At 60.6% G+C, this 22270-nt stretch carries 19 protein-coding genes; 6 read left to right on the plus strand and 13 right to left on the minus strand.

The window, feature by feature from the left end; translation table 11 throughout:
* Nucleotides 1–8 precede the first annotated feature (8 nt).
* From N434_RS15285 to N434_RS15295, 3 genes are read left to right on the plus strand one after another with little or no spacing between them, the layout of a single operon-like run.
* The gene (locus N434_RS15285) at nt 9–323 is read left to right on the plus strand and encodes a sarcosine oxidase subunit delta (RefSeq protein WP_110759057.1); all 315 of its coding nucleotides are present in this window, start codon (nt 9–11) and stop codon (nt 321–323) included.
* Entirely contained in the window at nt 320–3280 is a 2961-nt protein-coding gene (locus N434_RS15290; protein ID WP_110759059.1) for a sarcosine oxidase subunit alpha, read from the plus strand. The genes N434_RS15285 and N434_RS15290 overlap by 4 nt, the downstream gene beginning before the upstream one ends.
* Entirely contained in the window at nt 3273–3827 is a 555-nt protein-coding gene (locus N434_RS15295; RefSeq protein WP_110759060.1) for a sarcosine oxidase subunit gamma, read from the plus strand. The genes N434_RS15290 and N434_RS15295 overlap by 8 nt, the downstream gene beginning before the upstream one ends.
* A gap of 201 nt (nt 3828–4028) precedes the next feature.
* Here N434_RS15295 and N434_RS15300 read toward each other — a convergent pair whose 3' ends face one another.
* Nucleotides 4029–4517, minus strand: coding sequence for a MaoC family dehydratase (locus N434_RS15300; protein ID WP_110759062.1), 489 nt, complete (start codon nt 4515–4517; stop codon nt 4029–4031).
* 1 nt (nt 4518) lies between these two features.
* The gene (locus tag N434_RS15305) at nt 4519–4878 is read right to left on the minus strand and encodes a winged helix-turn-helix transcriptional regulator (protein WP_110759064.1); all 360 of its coding nucleotides are present in this window, start codon (nt 4876–4878) and stop codon (nt 4519–4521) included.
* Between the two features lie 153 nt (nt 4879–5031).
* Here N434_RS15305 and N434_RS15310 point away from each other — a divergent pair, with 153 nt between their 5' ends.
* Nucleotides 5032–5442: a GFA family protein gene (locus tag N434_RS15310; RefSeq protein ID WP_110759066.1), complete on the plus strand. Its 411-nt coding sequence runs from the start codon at nt 5032–5034 to the stop codon at nt 5440–5442.
* A gap of 54 nt (nt 5443–5496) precedes the next feature.
* Here the strand turns inward: N434_RS15310 and glgX are convergent, their stop codons facing one another.
* The 6 genes from glgX to N434_RS15340 form a co-directional block, all read right to left on the minus strand.
* The gene (gene glgX / locus N434_RS15315; protein WP_110759067.1) at nt 5497–7464 is read right to left on the minus strand and encodes a glycogen debranching protein GlgX; all 1968 of its coding nucleotides are present in this window, start codon (nt 7462–7464) and stop codon (nt 5497–5499) included.
* A 106-nt stretch (nt 7465–7570) separates the two neighbouring features.
* Entirely contained in the window at nt 7571–9199 is a 1629-nt protein-coding gene (locus tag N434_RS15320) for an alpha-D-glucose phosphate-specific phosphoglucomutase (RefSeq protein WP_003522148.1), read from the minus strand.
* Between the two features lie 4 nt (nt 9200–9203).
* Nucleotides 9204–10646: a glycogen synthase GlgA gene (gene glgA / locus N434_RS15325; RefSeq protein WP_110759069.1), complete on the minus strand. Its 1443-nt coding sequence runs from the start codon at nt 10644–10646 to the stop codon at nt 9204–9206.
* Between the two features lie 5 nt (nt 10647–10651).
* Entirely contained in the window at nt 10652–11914 is a 1263-nt protein-coding gene (gene glgC / locus N434_RS15330; protein ID WP_065116322.1) for a glucose-1-phosphate adenylyltransferase, read from the minus strand.
* 21 nt (nt 11915–11935) lie between these two features.
* A complete protein-coding gene (gene glgB / locus N434_RS15335) occupies nt 11936–14143 on the minus strand; it encodes a 1,4-alpha-glucan branching protein GlgB (RefSeq protein ID WP_110759071.1) in 2208 nt (735 codons plus the stop codon).
* On the minus strand, nt 14143–16605 hold the full coding sequence (locus N434_RS15340; RefSeq protein ID WP_110759073.1) for a glycogen/starch/alpha-glucan phosphorylase: 2463 nt from the start codon (nt 16603–16605) through the stop codon (nt 14143–14145). The genes glgB and N434_RS15340 overlap by 1 nt, the downstream gene beginning before the upstream one ends.
* A 36-nt stretch (nt 16606–16641) precedes the next feature.
* Here N434_RS15340 and N434_RS15345 point away from each other — a divergent pair, with 36 nt between their 5' ends.
* Nucleotides 16642–16830: a hypothetical protein gene (locus N434_RS15345; protein WP_286172277.1), complete on the plus strand. Its 189-nt coding sequence runs from the start codon at nt 16642–16644 to the stop codon at nt 16828–16830.
* 269 nt (nt 16831–17099) lie between these two features.
* On the opposite strand, the gene N434_RS15350 is transcribed toward N434_RS15345, so the two are convergent.
* On the minus strand, nt 17100–17870 hold the full coding sequence (locus N434_RS15350) for a class II glutamine amidotransferase (protein ID WP_110759074.1): 771 nt from the start codon (nt 17868–17870) through the stop codon (nt 17100–17102).
* Nucleotides 17871–18584, minus strand: a complete 714-nt coding sequence (locus N434_RS15355) for an aspartate/glutamate racemase family protein (RefSeq protein WP_110759076.1) — start codon at nt 18582–18584, stop codon at nt 17871–17873.
* A gap of 167 nt (nt 18585–18751) precedes the next feature.
* On the opposite strand from N434_RS15355, the gene N434_RS15360 reads away from it, so the two are divergent.
* Complete coding sequence (locus tag N434_RS15360; protein ID WP_110759078.1) at nt 18752–19213, plus strand: Lrp/AsnC family transcriptional regulator; 462 nt, start codon at nt 18752–18754, stop codon at nt 19211–19213.
* A gap of 18 nt (nt 19214–19231) precedes the next feature.
* Here the strand turns inward: N434_RS15360 and N434_RS15365 are convergent, their stop codons facing one another.
* From N434_RS15365 to N434_RS15380, 3 genes are all read right to left on the minus strand, one after another.
* The gene (locus N434_RS15365) at nt 19232–20215 is read right to left on the minus strand and encodes an aldose 1-epimerase (RefSeq protein ID WP_110759080.1); all 984 of its coding nucleotides are present in this window, start codon (nt 20213–20215) and stop codon (nt 19232–19234) included.
* A 267-nt stretch (nt 20216–20482) separates the two neighbouring features.
* Nucleotides 20483–21376, minus strand: a complete 894-nt coding sequence (locus tag N434_RS15375) for an NAD(P)-dependent oxidoreductase (protein ID WP_110759083.1) — start codon at nt 21374–21376, stop codon at nt 20483–20485.
* Nucleotides 21377–21465: 89 nt separating this feature from the next.
* A complete protein-coding gene (locus tag N434_RS15380) occupies nt 21466–22221 on the minus strand; it encodes an SDR family oxidoreductase (protein WP_110759189.1) in 756 nt (251 codons plus the stop codon).
* Between the last annotated feature and the right edge of the window lie 49 nt (nt 22222–22270).

Raw genomic sequence — 22270 nt, forward strand, 5'->3', positions numbered from 1 at the left:
GAGCGACGATGCTTCTGATCCATTGCCCCTATTGCGGGGAAGACCGTTCCGAACTGGAATTCCGCTGGGCGGGCGAAGCCCATATCGCCCGGCCGGAAAACATCGCCGATATTTCCGACGAGGCCTTCGCCGACTATTTCTTCATCCGCGACAATGACAAGGGCCTCGTTTTCGAGCGCTGGCGTCACATTCACGGCTGCGGCCGCTTCTTCAACGCCGCCCGCGATTCGGTCAGCGACAAATTCCTGATGACCTACAAGGCAGGCGAACCGAAGCCGGACGCTGAAACGGTCCTTTCCGCAGAAAAGGGAGCCGGGCAATGAGCGGCGATTTTCGTATCAAGGGGGCCGGTCGTCTCACCCCGGCCAGAACCGCGCGCTTCACCTTCGATGGCAAGATTTATCAGGCGCTGGAGGGGGACACGGTCGCCTCCGCGCTTCTGGCCAATGGCGTGCATCTGATCGGCCGCTCGTTCAAATATCACCGGCCGCGCGGTTTCCTGTCCGCCGGGCCGGAAGAGCCGAATGCGCTGATCGATGTGTCGCGGGACAGCCTGCGCAAGCAGCCCAATGTTCGCGCCACGGTGCAGGAAGTGTTCGACGGCGCGATCATCTCCTCGCAGAACCGCTTTCCGTCGCTCTCCTTCGATCTGAACGCCATCAACGATCTCCTGTCGCCGATGTTCGCGGCTGGTTTTTATTATAAGACCTTCATGTGGCCGAAGGCCGCCTGGCACAGGATTTACGAACCGCTGATCCGTCGCGCCGCCGGTCTCGGCAAGGCACCGGGCGAGCCGGATGCGGATCATTATTCCGGCCGTTACGCCCATTGCGACGTGCTGGTGGCCGGTGCCGGTGTCGCCGGTCTGACCGCGGCGCTTGCTGCCGCGAAAACCGGCGCCAGCGTCATTCTGGTCGATGAAAATGCCGAAGTCGGCGGCGCGCTGCGTTTCGACACTGGTACTGTCATCGACGGCCTGCCCGGTTACGAATGGGCGCAAAAGGTTTTTGCCGAACTGAAGTCCCTGCCCAATGTGCGGGTTCTAACCCGCACCACCGCTTTTGGTTATTATAACCATAATTTCGTGGCGCTGGCCGAGCGGGTGACCGATCATCTCGCAACGCCCGCCAGACACCAGCCGCGCGAGCGGCTGTGGCAGGTGCGCGCCAAAAAGGTCGTTTTGGCGGCGGGTGCGATCGAACGCCACATGGTCTTTGCCAATAATGACCGCCCCGGCATCATGCTGGCCTCGGCCGCACGCACCTATCTCAACCAGTACGGTGTGGCCGTCGGCCACAATGTCGGGGTCTACACCGCCCATGATTCGGCCTATGAGACGGCCTTCGATCTGAAGAAGGCCGGGGTGAAGATCGCCGCCATCGTCGATTGCCGCGAGAACCCGGATCAGCGCCTGCTGGATGAGGCGCGGGCGCTCGGCATCGAAGTGCTGGCTGGCCATAGCGTTTACAACACCGCCGGCCGCCTGCGTGTGTCTTCCATGACCGTTGGCCGCAATGGCGGCTCCAACAAGCGCAAGATCGCCATCGATGCGCTTGTGGTTTCCGCCGGCTGGACGCCATCGGTGCATCTTTTCTCGCAATCGCGCGGCAAGCTGAAGTTTGACGCGGCTAACCAGCGTTTCCTGCCCGATATCCATGTGCAGAACGGTGTTTCCATCGGCGCCTGCAACGGCACGGACGATCTTTCCGCGCTGATCGCCGAGGCTGCGGCTGCCGGCGGTGGTGCCGTGGAGTTTTCCGGCGAGAATGCCAGGATTTGGACAGGCGGCATGATCGGTGCGGCCGAAGGCGCGGGTGAGGGCACCGGCGTCAAGGCCTTCATCGATTTCCAGCACGATGTCTGCGCCAAGGATATCCGCCTTGCCGTGCGTGAAGGCATGCATTCCGTCGAGCATATCAAGCGCTTCACCACCAATGGCATGGCGTCGGATCAGGGCAAGATGTCCAATATGCATGGCCTTGCCATCGCATCGGAGGCGCTTGGCCGGGACTTGCCCAAGGTCGGTCTCACCACCTTCCGCCAGCCCTATACGCCGGTCACCTTCGGCACGCTTATCAATCATTCGCGCGGCGCACTGTTCGACCCGGCCCGCAAGACGCCGATGCACGAGGAAGAGCTCGCGGCCGGTGCGGTGTTCGAGGATGTCGGCAACTGGAAGCGCGCCTGGTTCTTCCCGCGGGCGGGCGAGGACATGCATGAGGCGATCAACCGCGAGTGCAAGACGGTTCGGACAAGTGTCGGCGTGTTCGATGCCTCCACGCTCGGCAAGATCGAAGTGGTCGGCCCGGATGCGGCGAAGTTCCTGAACCTCATCTATACCAATGCCTGGGACACGCTGAAACCCGGCCGCTGCCGTTACGGCATCATGACCCGCGAAGACGGCTTCGTTTACGACGACGGTGTTGTCGGCCGTCTTGCCGAAGATCGTTTCCATGTGACGACGACGACGGGCGGCGCGCCGCGCGTTCTCCAGCACATGGAGGATTATCTCCAGACCGAATTCCCCGACCTCAATGTCTGGCTCACTTCGGCCACCGAACAATGGGCCGTGATTGCCGTGCAGGGGCCAAAGGCGCGCGAGGTTATCGCGCCCTTCGTCGAGGGCATCGATCTCTCGCCGGAGGCCTTCCCGCATATGGCGGTGGCCGAAGGCACTTTCTGCGGCGTGCCGACGCGGCTCTTCCGCGTGTCCTTTACCGGCGAACTCGGTTTCGAAATCAACGTTCCGGCCGATTATGGCGCAGCCGTCTGGTCGGCGATCCGCGAAAGGGCGGAAGCCGTCGGCGGCTGCCTTTATGGCACCGAGACCATGCATATCCTGCGTGCGGAAAAGGGTTATATCATCGTCGGGCAGGATACGGACGGCACGGTGACACCTGACGATGCCGGGCTTGCCTGGGCCGTTTCCAAGAAGAAGACGGATTTCGTCGGCATTCGTGGCCTCAAACGCCCCGATCTCACGCGCTCCGGCCGCAAGCAGCTGGTGGGTCTGAAAACGAAGGACCGGTTGACCGTTCCGGACGAGGGCGGCCAGATCGTCGTCGATCCGAACCAGCCGAAACCCATGACCATGCTCGGCCATGTCACCTCCGCTTATTGGTCGGAAAATCTCGGCCATTCCATCGCTTTCGCGCTGGTGGCGGATGGCAGGGCGCGCATGGGCGAAACGCTCTACATTCCGCTCGCCGATAAAACCATTGCCGTCGAAGTGACCGACATGGTCTTCCTCGACAAGGAAGGAGCCCGTCTCAATGGCTGACAAACTTCACGCAAAACGCAAATCCGTGCTTGAGGATTTTCACGGCGGCTCGCCCTTCGTTTCGCTGAAACCGGCCGCCTCCGCCTCGCGGTTGTCGCTGCGCGCCCGGGAAAGCGCCGTGACGGCCCTGTCGGAAGCGCTCGGTCTTGCCTTGCCCACCGGCCCGAAAAGCTCCGTCACCTCGGGCCTGCGATCCGCTTTGTGGCTCGGCCCGGATGAATGGCTGGTGATCGATCAGGGTGAAAGCGACCTGATGGCGGTGCTCTCCGGCGTTTCCGGCCTGTTTTCGGCAACCGATATTTCCCACCGTAACACGGCCATCATTGTCTCCGGTCCCGGTGCGGAAGCGGCACTCAATGCCGGCTGCCCGCAGGATCTTTCCCTGACAAGGTTCCCGGTCGGCGCCTGCTCGCGAACTGTTTTCGGCAAGGCGGAGGTGGTGTTGCTGCGCACGGCGGACGATACGTTCCGGGTGGAATGCTGGCGCTCTTTTGCCGAATATGTTGGCGGGCTGTTGCAGGAGGCGGCCGCGGACGTAGCGGTTTAAACGCGGATCGTGTCCGACTGCAGCGTAATCTCGCACGAAGCTTATGGCTTCTCTCTTCTCCCCGCCGGGGAGAAGAGACCCCTAAAGGCCGGATGAGGAGGCAAACCTTCTTCATCTGGCAGGACTAACCCCCTCGCACCATTCCCGACCTTCCCGCCGCATTGCCAGATTTGCAGCGTGGCGGCGGGCATGTGCCCGGTCTCAGGCGTCTTCCGGCCTGTCTTCCGGGTTGAACTGGCTGATGGTGGTCCAGCGGGCGGTGAGCGCCGGCTTCTTCTCGTTTTCGATTTCCACCGTCACATCATAGGTCGTCATCAGCATCGCCGCGCCGCGAAACCGCGCTTCCGCCAGCGTGAAACGGCCACGCACCCGCGCGCCGCTCCTGACCGGTGTGACGAAGCGCACGGCATCGAAGCCGTAATTGATGCCCATGGTCTGTTCGCGGATGCGGGGCAGGGCATCGTAATTCAGCGCCGACAGCAGGGACAGCGTCAGGAACCCATGCGCGATGGTGCCGCCAAACGGACTTTCCGCTTTGGCGCGTTCCGGGTCGGTGTGGATGAACTGTTCGTCCAGCGTCGCTTTTCCGAAGGCGTCAATCATCGTCTGGTCGACGGTAATCCAGTCGGAAACGCCCATTTCCGTGCCGACCAGATTTTTCATCTCCGCCAGCCCTATGTCTTTTGCCATGTTACCTCGTCAATGGTTCGGTCGTTCTCTGCGATTTCCGGTTTTCATGCTGCTTACCCCATTTTGACATGGCGGTGACAGCGTCGTTCAAGCTGAAGCCGTGCGGTGTGATTGAATATTCGACCCGTGGCGGCACTTCACCATAATCATGGCGGCTGATCAGCCCGTCGCTCTCCATTTGCCGCAGATGCTGGGTGAGAACCTTTTCGCTGATACCCGGCAAGGATCGCCGCAGTTCGGAGAAACGATGCGGCCGAATATGCAGGGACCACAAGAGTGACGGTTTCCATTTGCCACCAATCGCCTTCAAGGCTCCGGCAAAGCCGCATTCTTCGGTATCGCCCTTCTGGCCGCTGGTCATGTGTCGCCTCCTGACAGATTTAGGCACGAACCTCAAGGTGCGTACTTCATGGCGCCGTGTGAAAACGATAGTTTCACCGCGAGCGCTCGCCCAAACCTTGAGAGAGACATCTAGCAAAGAGAGACATCATGAAACCAGATGTTTGTGTGGCGAATGCATAAGCTGCGCAAGGCAAGCTGTTCCTGCCGGAGCGTGGAACTTGAACTGAACGGTGAGCCGCGATCGGTCTATGCCTGCGCCTGCAACGAATGTCAGCGTTGCACCGGCACGGCCTTCGCCTATCGCGCCATCTATCCGGAGACTGCGATCATCAGGCGAAGGGGCGATACGAAGGCATGGCGGCGCACGGGAACATCGGGGCGCTGGCTGGAGCAGCATTTTTGCACCGATTGCGGAACGGTCGTCTTTATGAGCGCCGAGGCGTTGGCCGGTGCGATTTCCGTTTCCGCTGGCTGTTTCGGGGAGGCGGATTTCCCTCCGCCCAGAATGTTGCATTGGCCGGAGCGCATGCACCATTGGCTTTGTCTGGAAGACATTGCGACAGCGACACCGGCCTCGGCGTGAGCCGTGTCTGACCCTGCTGTTCCCGCCGTCTTGTCGGGGACAGCATACTCCCGGTCAATTCGATGGTTTTGCTCTCAGATAAAACACCACCGAACGGGCCGGCAGGAATGCGGGATTGCCGAAGTCCGTGCCGATCGCGCGCCAGTCGTCGCCGGGCAGGGTGAAAGGCACGACTTCCCGGCTGCGGTTGATGAGCACGGCAAGCTCGGCCTCCTCGCCAGCCTCCCGGTCCGGGGTGGAAAGCACCATGGCGAAGGAAGGCCCATCCGGTCTTTCCCAGTCAGTGACTGTCATGGGTTTCCCGCCCGGGGCAAGCCATGTCACGTCGCCGCGACCAGAGAAGAAACCGGTCTGAGAAAAGACGCCGAAGCGTTTGCGAAGCGCTGCGAGAAATGCGGTGTGATCGATCAGCTCGGGGGCAAGCGAAGACCAGTCGACGCAGGTGATGTCATTGTCCTGACAATAGGCGTTGTTGTTGCCATGCTGGCTGCGGCCGCCCTCATCGCCGGCGGTCAGCATCAAGACGCCGCGGCTGACGAACAGGGTGGAAAGCAGCGCCTTAACGTCCGCAATGCGGGCGGCGACAATGGCGGGATCATCCGTCAGGCCTTCGAAACCATTGTTCCAGGAGTGGTTTTCATTATGGCCGTCGCGATTGTTCTCGCCGTTTTTTTCATTGTGCTTGTGTTCGTGGCTGACGAGATCGAACAGGGTGAAACCGTCATGGGCGGCGAGAAAATTGACGCTGCGGCTGTTTAAGCGGCCATGGCGGGAAAAGATCGGCGAAGATCCGGAAAGCGCATCGGCCAGCGCCCCGGTGGTGCCGGCGTCGCCGCGCCAGAAGCGGCGCATATCGTCGCGGGCGCGGTCGTTCCATTCCAGAAAGCTTTCGGGGAAATTGCCGAGCTGATATCCGCGGGGGCCGATATCCCATGGTTCGGCGATCAGCAGGCGGTCGTAAAGTGCCGGGTCCGAATGCATGGCCGCGAGCGTCTCGCTTGCCATGTCGAAGCCATTGGCCGTTCGCCCGAGCACGGGCGCGAGGTCGAAGCGGAAGCCGTCTACCCCGGCATTCAGAACGAAATGCCTGAGGGAATCGATGATGAGCTGGCGAATATAGGGATGGTCGCAGGCGACCGTGTTGCCAGTGCCGGTATCGTTGACCAGCACACCCGGCTTTCCCGGTGGGTGGCGGAAGGCGGTGAGGTTATCGAGCCCACGCAACGACAGGATAGAACCTTCGATATCGCTTTCGCCCGTATGGTTGAAGACCAGATCGAGAATGACGCCGATGCCTTGCGCATGCAGCGCCGCAACCGTATCCCGCAATTCCCACACGCCGCCGGGGCAGAGGCGCGGATCGAGCGCCATGAAACCGACGGGATTATAACCCCAGGCATTGGAAAGGCCGAGTGGCGGCAGGTGGCGCTCATCGATCCATGCGGTGATCGGCATCAACTCCACCGCATCGACACCGATTTTTTTCAAGTGCGCGACAATGGCGGGATGGGCAAGTGCGGCGACGGTGCCCCTGATCTCTTCCGGCACTTCAGGGTGCAGCCGGGTGAAGGATTTGACGGCGAGTTCGTAAATCAGTCCGCCTTCGGCAAAAAACGGCGGTTGACGCCGGACCGGCTCATGCTGCGAAAGGATCGCCTTCGGCATGATCCCGCCGGTTTCCGCACCAAAGGCGTAAAGCGCGGGATCGTGCCGGAAGGGGCGGTCGATCTCCGTGGCATAGGGGTCGAGCAGCAGTTTCGCAGGATCGAACCAGAGGCCGTGCTCGGGGGCGTAAATGCCGTGAGCGCGAAAGCCGTATCGCTTGCCGGGGCCGGCGTCGGCGACGGTCAACCGGTGAACGTCATCTTCACCGCGCGCCATCGGCAAACGGGCCGTTTCTTTTTCGCCCTTCGCATCGAAAAGGCAGAGATCGATCTGCGAGGCGTGCCGGGAATAGACCGTGAATTCCGTTCCGTTTTCCGTCTGGATTGCACCTTTGGGGAAAACGGAAGGTGTCTGCATGGTCTGTCTCTCCGGGAAATGGTGTTTCTCTTCCAGAATGGAAAAGGGAGGCAAGGCCGAGTGAGGGACGCTTTCAGTGCGTCCCTCATGAGCGGGCGGCAAGCCCTTACGTAATAACGCTCGGTGCGTTGCGGCCGGTATGGGCCTTGATGCCGGCGATCGTATCGGCAACGGAAATCAGATCGGCGAGCGCTTCCTGCGTTTCGATGCCGTGACGGGCCGCATCCGGCTCGTAACGCTCGACATAAAGGCGAAGTGTGGCGCCCGCAGTACCCGTGCCGGAAAGGCGCAGCACGATGCGCGAACCGCCTTCGAACAGGATGCGGATGCCCTGATTTTTGCTGACCGACTGATCGACCGGATCGTGATAGGCAAAATCATCCGCCGCCGCGACCTTCAGATTGCCATAGCTGGTGCCGGGAAGCGTGGCGAGTTTTTCGCGCAGGGTGGCGACCAGCGTGTTGGCGGCGTCCGAATCCACTTCCTCATAGTCGTGGCGGGAATAATAGTTGCGGCCATATTCGGCCCAGTGCTTTGTGACGATGTCCTTCACGCTTTCCTTGCGCGCGGCGACGATGTTCAGCCAATAGAGCACGGCCCACAGGCCGTCCTTTTCGCGCACATGGTTGGAGCCTGTGCCGAAGCTTTCTTCGCCGCAGATCGTCACTTTGCCGGCATCCATGAGATTGCCGAAGAATTTCCAGCCGGTCGGCGTTTCATACATGCCAAGCCCGAGCTTCTCGGCGACACGGTCCGCTGCCGCACTCGTCGGCATCGAGCGGGCGATGCCGGAAATGCCGGCGGCATAACCGGGGGCCAGTTTGGCATTGGCCGCGATGATGGCGAGGCTGTCGGACGGGGTGACGAACATGCCCTTGCCGACCACCATGTTGCGGTCGCCATCGCCATCGGAAGCCGCGCCGAAATCGGGGCCTTCCGGGCTCATGACGTCGTCATAAAGCTCCTTGGCGTGGACAAGGTTGGGATCGGGGTGGTGGCCACCGAAATCCGGCAGCGGCGTTGCGTTGCGCACCGAACCCTTCGGCGCGCCGAGACGCTTTTCGATGATTTCCACGGCATAGGGGCCGGTGACGGCGCTCATGGAATCGACCACGACCTTGAAACCGCCGGCGATCAGCGCGCGGATGGCGGCGAAATCGAACAGCTCTTCCATCAGGGCGGCGTAGTCGGCAACCGGGTCGATCACCTCGACCGTCAGGTCGTCCACCTTGAAGCTGCCCACCTTGTCGAGATCGATATCGGCGGCGTCGGAGATTTTATAGCTGTCGATGACCTTCGAGCGGGCATAGATCGCGTCGGTGATCTTTTCCGGTGCGGGGCCGCCATTGCCGATATTGTATTTGATGCCGAAATCTTCGTTCGGGCCGCCGGGATTGTGGCTGGCGGAGAGCACGATGCCGCCGAAAGCCTTGTATTTGCGGATGACGTTGGAGGCGGCTGGCGTGGAAAGAATGCCGCCCTGACCGACCAGAACCTTGCCGAAACCGGCGGCGGCGGCCATCTTGATCGCCTTCTGGATGACTTCGCGGTTGTAATAACGGCCGTCGCCGCCGATCACCAGCGTCTGGCCCTGAAAGCCCTCAAGCGCGTCGAAGATCGACTGGATGAAGTTTTCGGCGTAATTTTCCTGGGCGAAGACTGGCACCTTCTTGCGCAGGCCTGAAGTGCCCGGCTTCTGGTCCTGATAGGGCTTGGTCTGAACGGTCTTGATCATTGTTTCAATGGCCTTTCGAAATAAGCTGGCTGTAAAGCGCGGCGTAAAGGCCGGCGCTCTTTTCCCAGGAAACATCGGATTTCATTCCGAGTTTCTGCATTTGTGTCCATAGTTTCGGGTCGTGGTAATAACGGACGGTCCGGCGGATCGCCTGTTTCAGACCATCGAGCGTGACGGGCGAGAATTGCACGCCGGTCGCCGATTTATTGGCGATGGCGGCGTGGTTGGCGTCGATCACCGTGTCGGCAAGGCCGCCGGTGCGGGCGACGACCGGAATGCAGCCGTAGCGCAGCGCGTAAAGCTGGGTGAGGCCGCAAGGTTCGAAACGCGAGGGAATGATGATCGCATCGCAGCCCGCCTGCATCAGATGCGACAGCGGTTCGTTGTAACCGACGGCAACGCCGACGCGGCCATGGTGGCGGGATGCGGCCGCCAGAAGCGCGCCTTCAAGCGCCACTTCTCCTGCGCCCAGCACCACGAGGCGGCCACCGAGGGAAACGATCTCGTCCACAGCTTCCGCCATGAGATCGATGCCCTTCTGCCAGGTGAGGCGGGAGATGATGCAGAAAAGCGGGCTGTCATCATCGTCGATGCGGAAATGTTCGGCCACCGCCTTCTTGTTCAGGGTGCGGTTCTTGAGATTGGCGGCCGAATAATTATCGTGGATCAGATGGTCCGTCGCCGGGTTCCAGACATCGGCATCGATGCCGTTGACGATGCCGTGCAGCACATGGGAGCGGCTGCCGATGACGCCGTGCAGGCCCATGCCGAATTGCGGGGTGAGGATCTCCTCGGCATAGGACGGGCTGACGGTGCTGAGCGCCGTCGCCGTCTGCAGGCCGCCCTTCAGGAAGCTGACATCGTTGTAATATTCGATGCCTTCCATGCCGAAGGCATGGGCGGGCAGGCCAAGCTTGCTGAAAATATTTGCGCCGAACTGGCCCTGGAAGGCGATGTTGTGGATGGTGAGAAGGCTCGGAATTTCGGGCGTCTCAGCATAACGCATATAGACCGGCGCCATCGCGGCCTGCCAGTCATGGGCATGCACCATATCCGGCCGCCAGCCGGGAAGCGCGCCGGCGGCAATGCGGGCGGCTGCCAGCGACAGCGCCGCGAAACGCTTCCAGTTGTCGGGATAATCCTTGCCGGTCTGGTCGAGATAGGGGCCGCCGGAGCGCTCGTAATAGGCGGGCGCATCGAGAATGAGGAGGTCGAGCCCCTCATGCCGCACTTCGAGCACATCGGCTTTTTCGCCGAGCAGATCGGTAAATTCGAAACATTTGACGGGGTCCGTCACGGCGGCTTTCACCGCCGGATATCCGGGTATCAACGTGCGCGTCGTGACGCCATGGGCTTCAAGCGCGATGGGGAGCGCGCCGGCAACGTCGGCGAGCCCTCCGGTCTTGATCAGGGGATAGATTTCGGATGAAACCGAAAGGACATTCATCGGCTCTACAGGTCCAGCTTGTCGATCATCGATTGGGTGATAAGGCAAATGCCGTTTTCGGTGCGGCGGAAACGTTTGGCATCCAGTTCTGGGTCTTCTCCTACAATCAGTCCTTCCGGAATGACCACGCCATGGTCGATGACGACATTGCTGAGCTGGGCATGACGCCCGATCTTCACACTCGGCAGTACTACGGCATTCTCAAGGCGGGAGTATGAATTGGCGCGCACGCCTGTGAACAAGAGGCTGCGATTGAGCGAGGCGCCGGAAATGATGCAGTCGCCGGAGACGACCGATGACACGGCCGAACCGCGGCGGTTCTCGTCATCATGCACGAATTTCGCCGGCGGGGTGATTTCCGCATAGGTCCAGATCGGCCAGGACTTGTCGTAGATATCGAGGTCCGGCACCACATCCGTCAGGTCGATATTGGCCTGCCAATAGGCGTCGATGGTGCCGACGTCGCGCCAGTAAGGGCCATGTTCGAAATCCGAACGCACGCAGCTATCGGCGAAGCGGTGGGCGACGGCTTTGCCGTGCTGGACGATATAGGGAATGATGTCCTTGCCGAAGTCGCGGCTGGAGGTCGGGTCGGCGGCATCGCGGCGCAGGGCTTCCATCAGGAATTTCGTGTGGAAGACGTAAATGCCCATCGAGGCGAGCGCGAAACCCTCATTGCCGGGAATGCCCGGCGGATCGGCGGGTTTTTCGATGAAGTCGATGATCTCGTCTTTTTCATTCACATGCATCACGCCGAAGCCGGTCGCTTCCATGCGCGGCACTTCAAGGCAGCCGATCGTCACGTCGGCACCGGAATCGACATGCTGTTGCAGCATGTATTCGTAGTCCATTTTGTAGATATGGTCGCCGGCGAGGATGACCATATATTCCGGCGCATAGGGCTCGATGATGTCGATGTTCTGATAGACGGCGTCGGCCGTGCCTTCATACCATTGCGTTTCGGACACGCGCTGGGAGGCCGGCAGAATATCGAAGCTTTCGTTACGCTCGGGACGGAAGAAGTCCCAGCCGCGCTGCAGGTGGCGGATGAGGGAGTGCGCCTTGTATTGCGTGGCGACGCCGATACGGCGAATGCCGGAATTGAGCGCGTTGGAAAGCGCAAAATCGATGATGCGCGCCTTGCCGCCGAAATAGACGGCGGGTTTTGCCCGGCGGTCCGTCAGCTCCTTCAGGCGGCTTCCTCTGCCGCCTGCGAGGACATAGGCCATTGCATCACGTGCCAAAGGCTGAACTCTTTTTTCCGACATGGTGTCCTCCCTCTCTGTCTGTCAGTTTTCCGGCTCAAGCATGATCGTGGCAAGCGGTGGCAGGACGAGCATCGCCCCGATATCGCCGCCGGCATCGACCGCCTGAACGCGTCCGCCATTTCCTTTGCCGCTGCCGCCATAAATTTCGGCATCGGTGTTGAGAATCTCCCGCCACCGCCCCGCAAGCGGAAGCGGCACATAATAGTTTTCCCTGTAGACCGGGGTGAGATTGCAGATGACCGCCACCGGCTTTTCACCCGGCGCCATGCGCAGCCAGGCGAAGACGGAATTGTCGTGGTCATCCACCACAAGCCAGCGGAAACCTTCCGGTTCGCAGTCGCGGGCGTGCAAGGCGGGTTTTGAGCGATAGGTGAGGTTGAGATCGCGCACGAGGCGACGCATGCCCTCATGCATCGGATATTGGCGCAGGTTCCAGTCGAGCGAGCCCTTTTCGCTCCATTCGCTCCATTGTGCGAATTCCTGCCCCATGAACAGCAGCTTCTTGCCGGGATAACCCCACATGAAGGCGTAATAGGACCGCAGATTGGCGAATTTCTGCCAGTCGTCGCCGGACATTTTGGCGATCAGCGATCCCTTGCCGTGCACCACCTCGTCATGGGAAAGCGGCAGCACGAAATTTTCGCTGAAGGCGTAAAGCAGGCCGAAGGTCAGTTCCTGATGGTGGAACTTGCGATGCACCGGCTCGCGCGAGAAGTAACTCAGCGTATCGTGCATGAAGCCCATGTTCCATTTGAAGCCGAAGCCGAGGCCGCCCTCGTGGACGGGCTGCGATACTTTCGGCCAGGAGGTGGATTCCTCGGCAATCGTCATGACACCCGGATGGGTGCCGTAGACGAGGGAATTCATCTTCTGCAGGAAGCGGACGGATTCGAGATTTTCCCGTCCGCCATATTCATTGGGGATCCACTCACCTTCCTTGCGGGAATAATCGAGATAGAGCATGGAGGCGACCGCATCCACGCGCAGCCCGTCGAGATGGAATTTCTCGGCCCAATAAAGCGCATTGTTGATGAGGTAGGACATCACCTCAATGCGGCCGAAATTATAGATGGCCGTGTTCCAGTCAGGGTGAAAACCCTGCCGCGGATCGGCATGTTCGTAAAGCGCCGTTCCGTCGAACCAGCGCAAGCCGTGCTCGTCGGTTGGAAAATGCGCCGGAACCCAGTCGAGGATCACCCCGATACCAACCTTGTGGGCGCCGTTGACGAAACGCGCAAAACCTTCCGGATCGCCGAAACGGGCGCTCGGGGCATAAAGCCCGGTCGTCTGGTAACCCCAGGAGGGGTCATAGGGATGTTCGGTAACCGGCAGGAATTCGATATGGGTGAAGCCCATATCGGTACAATAGGGAATGAGCTGGGCGGCGAGTTCATCCCAGCTGAGGAACGTGCCGTCCTCACGGCGCTGCCAGGAGCCGGCATGCACCTCGTAAATGCTGATCGGCTGGCGGCGCTGGTCCACCTGCGCCCAATGTTCGCGGTGGGCCTGGTCTTCCCATTTTTGCGCCAGTTCCGGTGCGGTGACGGAAGCGTTCTTTGGCCGCAGCTCGGCGCGACGGGCATAGGGATCGGCCTTCAGCGGCAGGAGCTCGCCGTTCGCGCCGAGGATTTCGAATTTGTAGGCGCAGCCGGCATAGACGTCAGGCGCGAAGATTTCCCAGATGCCGGTATCCTTGCGGAACCGCATGACATGTCGGCGGCCATCCCAATTGTTGAAATCGCCGACGACGGAAACGCGCCGTGCGTTGGGCGCCCAGACGGCGAAATGGAAACCTTCGACGCCCTCGAGCTTCAGCGGATGCGCGCCCATCCTGTCGAAGAGCCGCAGATGCGATCCTTCGCGGACGAAATAATCGTCCATGGGGCCGAGAACCGGGCCGAAACTGTAAGGGTCGGTCACCGCCCATTCGGCATCGTCGCGGCTGGCGCGATACCGCACCGGCTGTCGCTTCGAAAGATCGATCCGGCCTTCGAAAAAGCCGTCCGGATCGAGCCGCTTCAATTCGCCCACGAAATTTCCGTCCAGCGTCAGGACGGAAACCTCCTCGGCGCCGGGAATGAAACAGCGGGCGGAAAACCCTTCCGGCGTTTCGTGCACGCCGAGAAGGGCAAAGGGATTGGAATGCAAACCGCTCTTGATCGCCTCGATTTCAGCCTTCGTGATGTCGCCAGTCTTTTTCTCTTCGGCCGAATTGAGCGGTTTTTTCATCAGGCTCTCCAGATCTCGGTGGCATATTGGCGGATCGTCCGGTCGGACGAGAACCAGCCCATGCGCGCCGTGTTGCGCACTGTCTTGGCATACCAGCTATCCGGATCGCTCCAGATCGCGTCCACTTCGCGCTGTGCATTGGCATAGGCGTCGAAGTCGGCGGCGACCATGAACCAGTCGCTGTTGTAAATACCGTCGATCAGGCCGGCGAAACGTGAGCGGTCATCCGGCGAGAAAACGCCGGAGGCGATGGAAGACAGCGCCTGCGACAGCTCGGCCGATCCTTCGATGATCGCGCGGGGATTGTGGCCTTCGGCACGCGCCTTGGCCACTTCATCCGCCGTCATGCCGAAGATCACGATATTGTCGGAACCGACATGCTCCAGCATTTCCACATTGGCGCCATCGAGCGTGCCGATGGTCAGCGCGCCGTTCAGCGCAAATTTCATGTTGCCGGTGCCGGAGGCTTCCATGCCGGCCGTCGAAATCTGTTCCGAAAGATCGGCGGCGGGAACCATGATTTCCGCAAGCGAAACGTTGTAGTTCGGAATAAACACCACCTTCAGAAGCCCGCGCACGGCCGGATCGTTGTTGATGACCCGGGCAATATCGTTGGCAAGCTTTATGATCAGCTTCGCGTTGTGATAACTCGGCGCCGCCTTGCCTGCGAAGAACTTAACGCGCGGTACCCAATCCAGTTCCGGGTGGGAACGGATCTGGTCGTAAAGCGCGACCGTTTCCACAAGGTTCAGAAGCTGGCGCTTATATTCATGGATACGCTTGATCTGGATGTCGAACATGGCCGAGGGATCGACGCGGATGCCCATGCGCTGCGCCACCGTGTTTGCCAGCCGCACCTTGTTCAGACGCTTCACCTCGGCGAATTTCTCGCGGAAACCGGCATCGTCGGCGAAACGGTCGAGTGGGGTGAGCTTTTCCGCATCGTCGAGGAAATCGTCGCCGATCGTCTCGCGCAGCAGGCCGGTGAGGCCGGGATTGCACTGCATCAGCCAGCGGCGCGGTGTGATGCCATTGGTCTTGTTGTTGATACGGTCAGGATAAAGGCTGTGCAGGTCGGCAAAGACCGTTTCCTTCATCAGGTCGGTATGAAGGGCGGAAACGCCGTTGATGGAATGTGAGCCGATAAATGCGAGGTTGCCCATGCGCACCCGGCGCTCGCCGCCTTCGTCGATCAGCGAGATCGAACGGATCTGCTGATCCGCCATCTTCTTTTCCTTGCGGGCAAAGAGCAGCGTATTGGCGTTGATGGCGTAGACGATCTGCATATGTCTTGGCAGAAGACGCTCGAGCAGCGGCACCGGCCAGCTTTCCAGCGCCTCCGGCAGAAGCGTGTGGTTGGTGTAGGAGAAGGTGCCCTGCGTGATCTTCCACGCTTCCTCGAATTCCAGCCCGTGGACATCGCACAGAAGACGCATCATTTCGGCGATGGAAATGGCCGGATGCGTATCGTTGAGCTGGATCGAGACCTTCTCAGGCAGCGAGGTGAAATCCGGGTACTGCTGCAGATGGCGGCGCAGAATGTCCTGCAGCGAGGCGGAGGAGAAGAAGAATTCCTGTCTGAGGCGCAGTTCCTGACCGGCGGGCGTCGCATCCGCAGGGTAGAGAACGCGCGTCAGGCTTTCCGCCTTGTTGCTCTCGCGCAGGGCGCCGATGTGGTCGCCGGCATTGAAGGCGGCCAGTAGAATGGGGTCGATCGGCTGTGCCGACCAGAGGCGGAGCGTATTGACGCGGGTGCCGCGCCAGCCGACGACCGGTGTGTCGTAAGCCATGGCGATGACGCGTTCGGCCGGTTTCCAGACGAAACGCTGCGGATCTTCATAACCGCCGATTGTCTCCACCGATCCGCCGAAGCCGATTTCATAGGAGCTTTCGCGACGCTCGAATTCCCAGGGGTTGCCGTGCGCCAGCCATGTTTCCGGCAGCTCCACCTGCCATCCATCCGCCATCTGCTGGCGGAAGAGGCCGTGCACGTAACGAATGCCGTAGCCATAGGCGGGGATGTCGACGGTCGCCATGGATTCCATAAAGCAGGCGGCGAGACGGCCAAGGCCGCCATTGCCAAGCGCGGCATCCGGCTCCAGCCCGGCGATGACGTCAAGGTCGACGCCGAGCGAGGACAGCGCGTCGCGGATTTCATGCATCAGGCCGATATTGGAGATGGCGTCGCGCATCAGGCGGCCGATCAGGAATTCCAGCGACAGGTAATAAACGCGCTTGGAATTGTTGGCATAGGCCTTGCGGGTGGATTCCATCCACTTGTCGATGATGCGGTCGCGCACGACGAGGATGGTTGCGGTCAGCCAGTCGTGCGGTTTTGCAACCTTGACGTCCTTGCCGATGCGGTAGGTCAGGCGTTCGATGATTTCCGACGCCATGATTTCCGGGTTGGAACTGCGCGGGGCGGGGCGGGGAAGATCGGCGGCGTTGAGATTATTGATCATTGGTCGGTCAGCACCTTGGTGGGAGGAGAGGGTCTGATGAGGTCGATCCGTGTTGCCTTTGCTGATGCCAGTTTATGCATCGATATGGAGGTGTGGCAACAGCAATTTTTCCGGAAAGTTGAAGAGCGTAAGTTTATGAAAAATAAGACTTTTTCTTCTGCGTTCCAAGGATCGCCGAAGGCATTGCCGGCCCATTATGCGCCGTTCCCGAACGGGTCTGCATAGTCGTTGCGATGGCGGGCATCGTTCAAGAAAGGGAGAGGGGCTGCAACACTTTTAAATGGTTCACCGGTCCTGAAATCTGTTTCGCTCTAATATTCTGTTTTCCGCGTCGAACCGAAGATCGTGCATATCTCGATCCGATGCCATGGATCACACACTAGCCTTCGCGGCTGCGAAAATTCAATGAAAATAAATGGGGCGTTGCCGCGGCTGCGCCGGTCGCGGCCGGCGGCGGTGTGAAAACCGGAAAATACGGTGGTGAAAGCGGATGTTTACGGCAGGCAAAAAGGTTGCGCCGTCATTTCCCCGGCGCGGATCGTCACGCTGGTATTCGGTGGAACGGCGCACCAGGGAGTGCAATCGAAGGAAAAGGGTTCGGAACTCAACGCAATGCCTTCTTCCAGCCCGCGCCAGTAGAGTGTCGGCGGCTTGTCATCGCTCGACCAGCGGAAGGCGTGCACGCAATCGCCATCCATCAGCACGGCGCTGAACCGCAGCGCGGAGGAGACGCCAGCTGCGATCATCTTTTCCTGACAGAGGCGAAGGGCGGTGGAAATGGCGTGCACCGGATCGGCATCGAGGCCAAGGCCGGCGGCGATGAGGAAGATCGCTTCGCTGTCGCCGGTGCCGCGCCGGGATGCATAGATATCGTCGGGAATGAGGGAATCGATATCGCGCCTTATCTGTTCGTAACCGCCGATCTGGCCGTTATGCATGAACAGATATTGGCCATGGGAAAAGGGGTGGCAATTGGCGCGGGAAACCTCGCCTGATGTGGCGGAGCGGACATGCGCCATGAACATGCCCGAGCGGAGCTGATGGCAAAGTGCCGCCAGATTGGCATCGGACCATGCGGGTCTGGTATCGCGAAAAACGCCGGGCGTTCCGCGTTCGCCATACCAGCCAAGGCCGCAACCATCGCCATTGACGACGGTTTTCGCTTCCCTTGCGGCCATGGACTGGCTGACCAGCGACGCTTCCGGCTCGATCAGCAGGCTGTCGAGCCAGACCGGTTTACCGGAATAGGCAAAGAGTCGGCACATTCATGCGGCTCTGTTCAGGGCCTTGTTTCCGAGCGCGAAGCCGACGGCGGCCTTCGCGTGAATGGCGGTCGAATCGTAACCCGGCAGCGGCAGGGCGTCGGGGTCGATCAGCAGGGAAATTTCGGTGCAGCCGAGAATGACGGAATCGACGCCGAGTGCGCGGGCCTTCTCGATGACCGCGAGATAGCGCTCGCGCGAGCAGGACTTGATCTCGCCCTGGCAGAGTTCACCGAAGATGATGTCGTGGATCGCAGCCCTGTCTTCCGCATCGGGCACGACCACCTCGACACCGTGACGGCGCATGCGGTCGGTGTAAAAGCCATGTTCCATCGTGTAGCGGGTGGCGAGCAGCAGCGGCTTGCGGCGTCCGTCCACCTTCAGCGTTGCGGCGGTTTCGTCGATGATATCGATCAGCGCCACGCCCGACATTTTCGCCACCTGTTCAGCGACGAGATGCATGGTGTTGGTGCAGATCAGCACGCAATCGGCACCCGCATTGGCAAGGCGCGCACCGGCAGCACCCAGAAGCGCGCCGGCCTCGTCCCAGCGGTCAGCCTTCTGAAGGGCGACGACTTCGGAAAAATCGAGCGAATGCATGACGATATCGGCCGAGACCAGCCCGCCGCGGCTGTCGCGCACGGCCTCGTTGATCATGCGGTAATAGGTTGCGGTGGATTCCCAGCTCATGCCGCCGATCAGGCCGATCCGTTTCATAAGAGTTCCCTTATCAAGTTTGATTGAAGACAAGAATGCCATCACGGGCACGAAAACGGCATGCGTTTTTTAAGGGATTGCGCAGCAATGATGCAAACCTGACGCGCCTTATGAGAAAATATCGCAAATTTCTTGCGCCATTGCGTTAACCGGTGCATTGTCGGCGGATGATTGATGACCGTGACCGCCGAATCCTTGCGATTCTCCAGGAAAATGCCGAAACGCCGCTCACTGACATCGCGGAGGAGGTTTCGCTGTCGTTATCCGCGTGCTCGCGCCGCATCACGCGGCTGCGGGCGGAAGGTTACGTGACGGGCACGATGGCGTTGCTCGACCGGCGGAAGATCAACCTGCCGACCACGGTTTTCCTGCTGGTGAGAACCGGCCTGCACGCGGAGGACTGGCTGGACCAGTTTCATGCCGCCGTCAGCACCATACCGGAAATCGTCGAGGTTCACCGGCTCACCGGCAATTTCGACTATATTCTGAAACTCGTGCTGCCGAATGTCGAATATTACGACACGATCTACAAACAGATCCTGCGCCGCGTGCAGCTTTACGACATGTCAGCCTATATCTCCATGGAGACGGTGAAACTATCGTCGTCACTGCCGACGACGCATATCTGAGGGTTCATCGAACCCTGATCAGCGCGCCGCCACAAAACGGACGCCAAAGCGGAAACTTCGCGTCTCGCCCGGTTGCAGCGTCATCGCATCCGCAAGTTCCTGATGGTTGAAGGCATTGGTGGGCGTCTCCACCGGTTCAAGCGCGATGGATTGTCGCCTGTCGCGGGCCAGCGTGTCGCCGGTAAAGACATGCATGTGCCCACGCTCCTGCCAGACCGTGAGGCTCGAACCGTCATGGCGGTTCTCCAGTACCGTCTCGTAAAGCCCGTTTTCGGATGCGACAAGGTTGGTGAAGCAGACATCGAGCACATGGCCTGCCAGCGGCGCATGGAGAAAGCGGGGATCGTCCCGTTTGATTATTCCCGTCTGGGGAGCTCGCAGAGGGATCAAATCCTCGTCCGTTTCAATCGCCGTTCGCGAGGGCAGCGTCAGAAGGAGATCGTCGATGGACGTTATGCCGGGCAGGCGGAAATAGGGATGCCAGCCGGCGGCGAAAGGCAGGGGCCGGTCGCCGCGATTGATGCCGCGTATGTCGAGGATGACCTCGTGGCCGGCAAAGCGATATTCCACCTCGATGGCAAGCCGATAGGGATAACCCCTGAAATCGGTCGGCGATATTTCGGTACGGAAAACGAGGATATGTGCACCGGATTCTTCGAAAGATTGCAGAAGCGCGAAGGGCAGGGCCCTGGCAAATCCGTGGAAGACGAGAGCCTCATGGGAAAGGACGGGTTCGAGGTGGTGCGTTTCACCGCCGAAGCCATATTGGCCGTCCGGGATGCGATTGGTGAAAGGCGCGAGAATGCCGTTTCTGACGCCATTCTGTGATTGCAGCTCGGCGGGCGTCAGATAACCATCGACAAGGTTTTCGCCTTCGCCGCCATCGGCAGGCCGCGGCCGCCAGCTTAGAAGCGTTGCGCCCTCATAAGCGATCTCGGCGCTGAAACCCTTGCCGGAAACGGCTATACCTGTAATCCCCGTGCCGGTCGCGGAGGTGGTCATCGGGAAATTATCCTCTGCATGCGTGCATCTGCGGTCGCCGGGGCAGTCGCCGCGCCGATTCGCCCGATCATCTTCGCTGCGGGACGATTTCGCAATGGCGATAACGGGCTGCATCAACAGGGCCGCCGCCGCTGCGATGTGTCAGCGTTAGAGCGCGTCCGGTCTGGCGGAAGCGTCGAACGTGCTCGAGCCTTTTATTTTTCCGCATTTTCCGGACGTAAAACCGCTACGCATTTTTGCCGAAAATGCTCTGGTCCTTGACCGCAATCAGTCCGGGAAGGTGCGTTTCGCGCCGCTGAAAAATTCCATCAGCGCGGCCTGATCCTCGCCGCCCAGTCCCGCAGCCGTCAGCATGCGGTGCACCTCGGCGCAAAGCGTCGTCAGCGGCATGGCGGTGTTGGTGCGCCGGGCAAGATCCTGCGCGCCGTTCAGGTCTTTCACCATATTGTCGATGCGGCCGGTGCGGCGGTAATCCTTCGCCACATAACGCGGCATATATTCCTGCAGGATGGCGCTGTCCGCCCGGCCGCCCTTCAGCGCCTGCGGGATTTTGGCGGCATCGACGCCCGCGTCGAGCGCAAGCTGCGTTGCTTCCGCGACAGCAAGGAAATTCAGGCCGCAGAGAACCTGATTGATCAGCTTGGTCGTCTGCCCGGCGCCGCAGGGTCCCATATGGGTGTAGTTGCTGGCCACGTGTTGCAGCACGCGATGGGCATCGGCCACATCCTTCTCGCTGCCGCCCGCCATCAGCGTCAATTGCCCGATGAGTGCCTTGGGCGCGCCGCCCGAAAGGGGACTGTCCACCCAGCGCAGCCCCTTCTCGGCGGCATCGGCGGCCAGTTCCTTGGTCGCTTCCGGATCGATGGAGGACATGTCGATGATCAGCGTGCCGGGCCGTGCCCCTGCCGCCACGCCATCCTTGCCGAAGACGGCGATACGGACGATCTTCGGCGAATTGAGGCTGAGGATCACGACATCGGAGATAGCCGCCGCTTCCGCCGCCGTGCCGGCGCTCTGCGCGCCGAGGTTGGTCAGTGCCGCTACCTTTTCCGCATCCAGATCGAAAACCGTCAGCTGATTGCCTGTTTCGATGAGCCGGGTGCCGATTGCGCCGCCCATGGCGCCCGCGCCGATGAGGGCGACTTTATTCTGCTCGGTCATGGTGTTCACGGCCTCCTCCCAGGCTGATCGCGGTGTCGTCAGTTCATTCCGGATGGCGGCCGCAGCCTGCCATTCCGGAATGGACGTTTTTATAGCGAGGCGGTGATGCCGCCGTCGACATAGAGAATATGGCCGTTCACGAAGGATGAAGCGTCGGACGACAGGAAGATGCAGGCACCGACAAGCTCCTCGACCTTGCCCCAGCGGCCGGCCGGCGTGCGCTTTTCAAGCCATGCCGAAAAGGTTTCGTCCGCGACCAGGGCTGCGTTCAGCGGCGTGTCGAAATAGCCGGGCGCGATGGCGTTGCACTGCAGGCCGTATTTTGCCCAGTCCGTCGCCATGCCTTTCGTCAGGTTGCCGACAGCGCCCTTGGTGGCGGTGTAGGGCGCGATGCCGGGACGGGCAAGGGCGGTCTGAACGCTGGCGATGTTGATGATCTTGCCGCGTCCGCGGGAAATCATGTGGCGCGCGGCGGCCTGTCCGGCGTGGAACACCGAGGCGATGTTGGTCTGCAACAGGCGCTCGAAGGCATCCGCCGGAAAATCTTCAAGCGGCGTGCGGTGCTGCATGCCGGCATTGTTGACCAGAATATCGATGGGGCCGACTTCGGCTTCGAAACGGTCGATGGCCTCGCGCACCGCGCCGTGGTCGGTAGCGTCGAAGGCAAGCGTTTTCGCACCCTTGATACCGGCGGCGGCTGCCTTCAGCTTGGCTTCGTCACGCCCGTTCAGCACCACTTCCGCTCCCGCTTCCGCCAGCCCTTGCGCCAGCGCGAAGCCGATGCCCTGGGACGAACCCGTGATCAGGGCGCGGCGGCCGGAAAGATCGAACAAATTAAGGCCCACTGTTTCCTCCAGTCTCTCGACATTGCATTCGTACAGGTTTATGTTATCG

Source organism: Rhizobium sp. UGM030330-04 (assembly GCF_003208455.1).
Classification (GTDB): domain Bacteria; phylum Pseudomonadota; class Alphaproteobacteria; order Rhizobiales; family Rhizobiaceae; genus Agrobacterium; species Agrobacterium rhizogenes_A.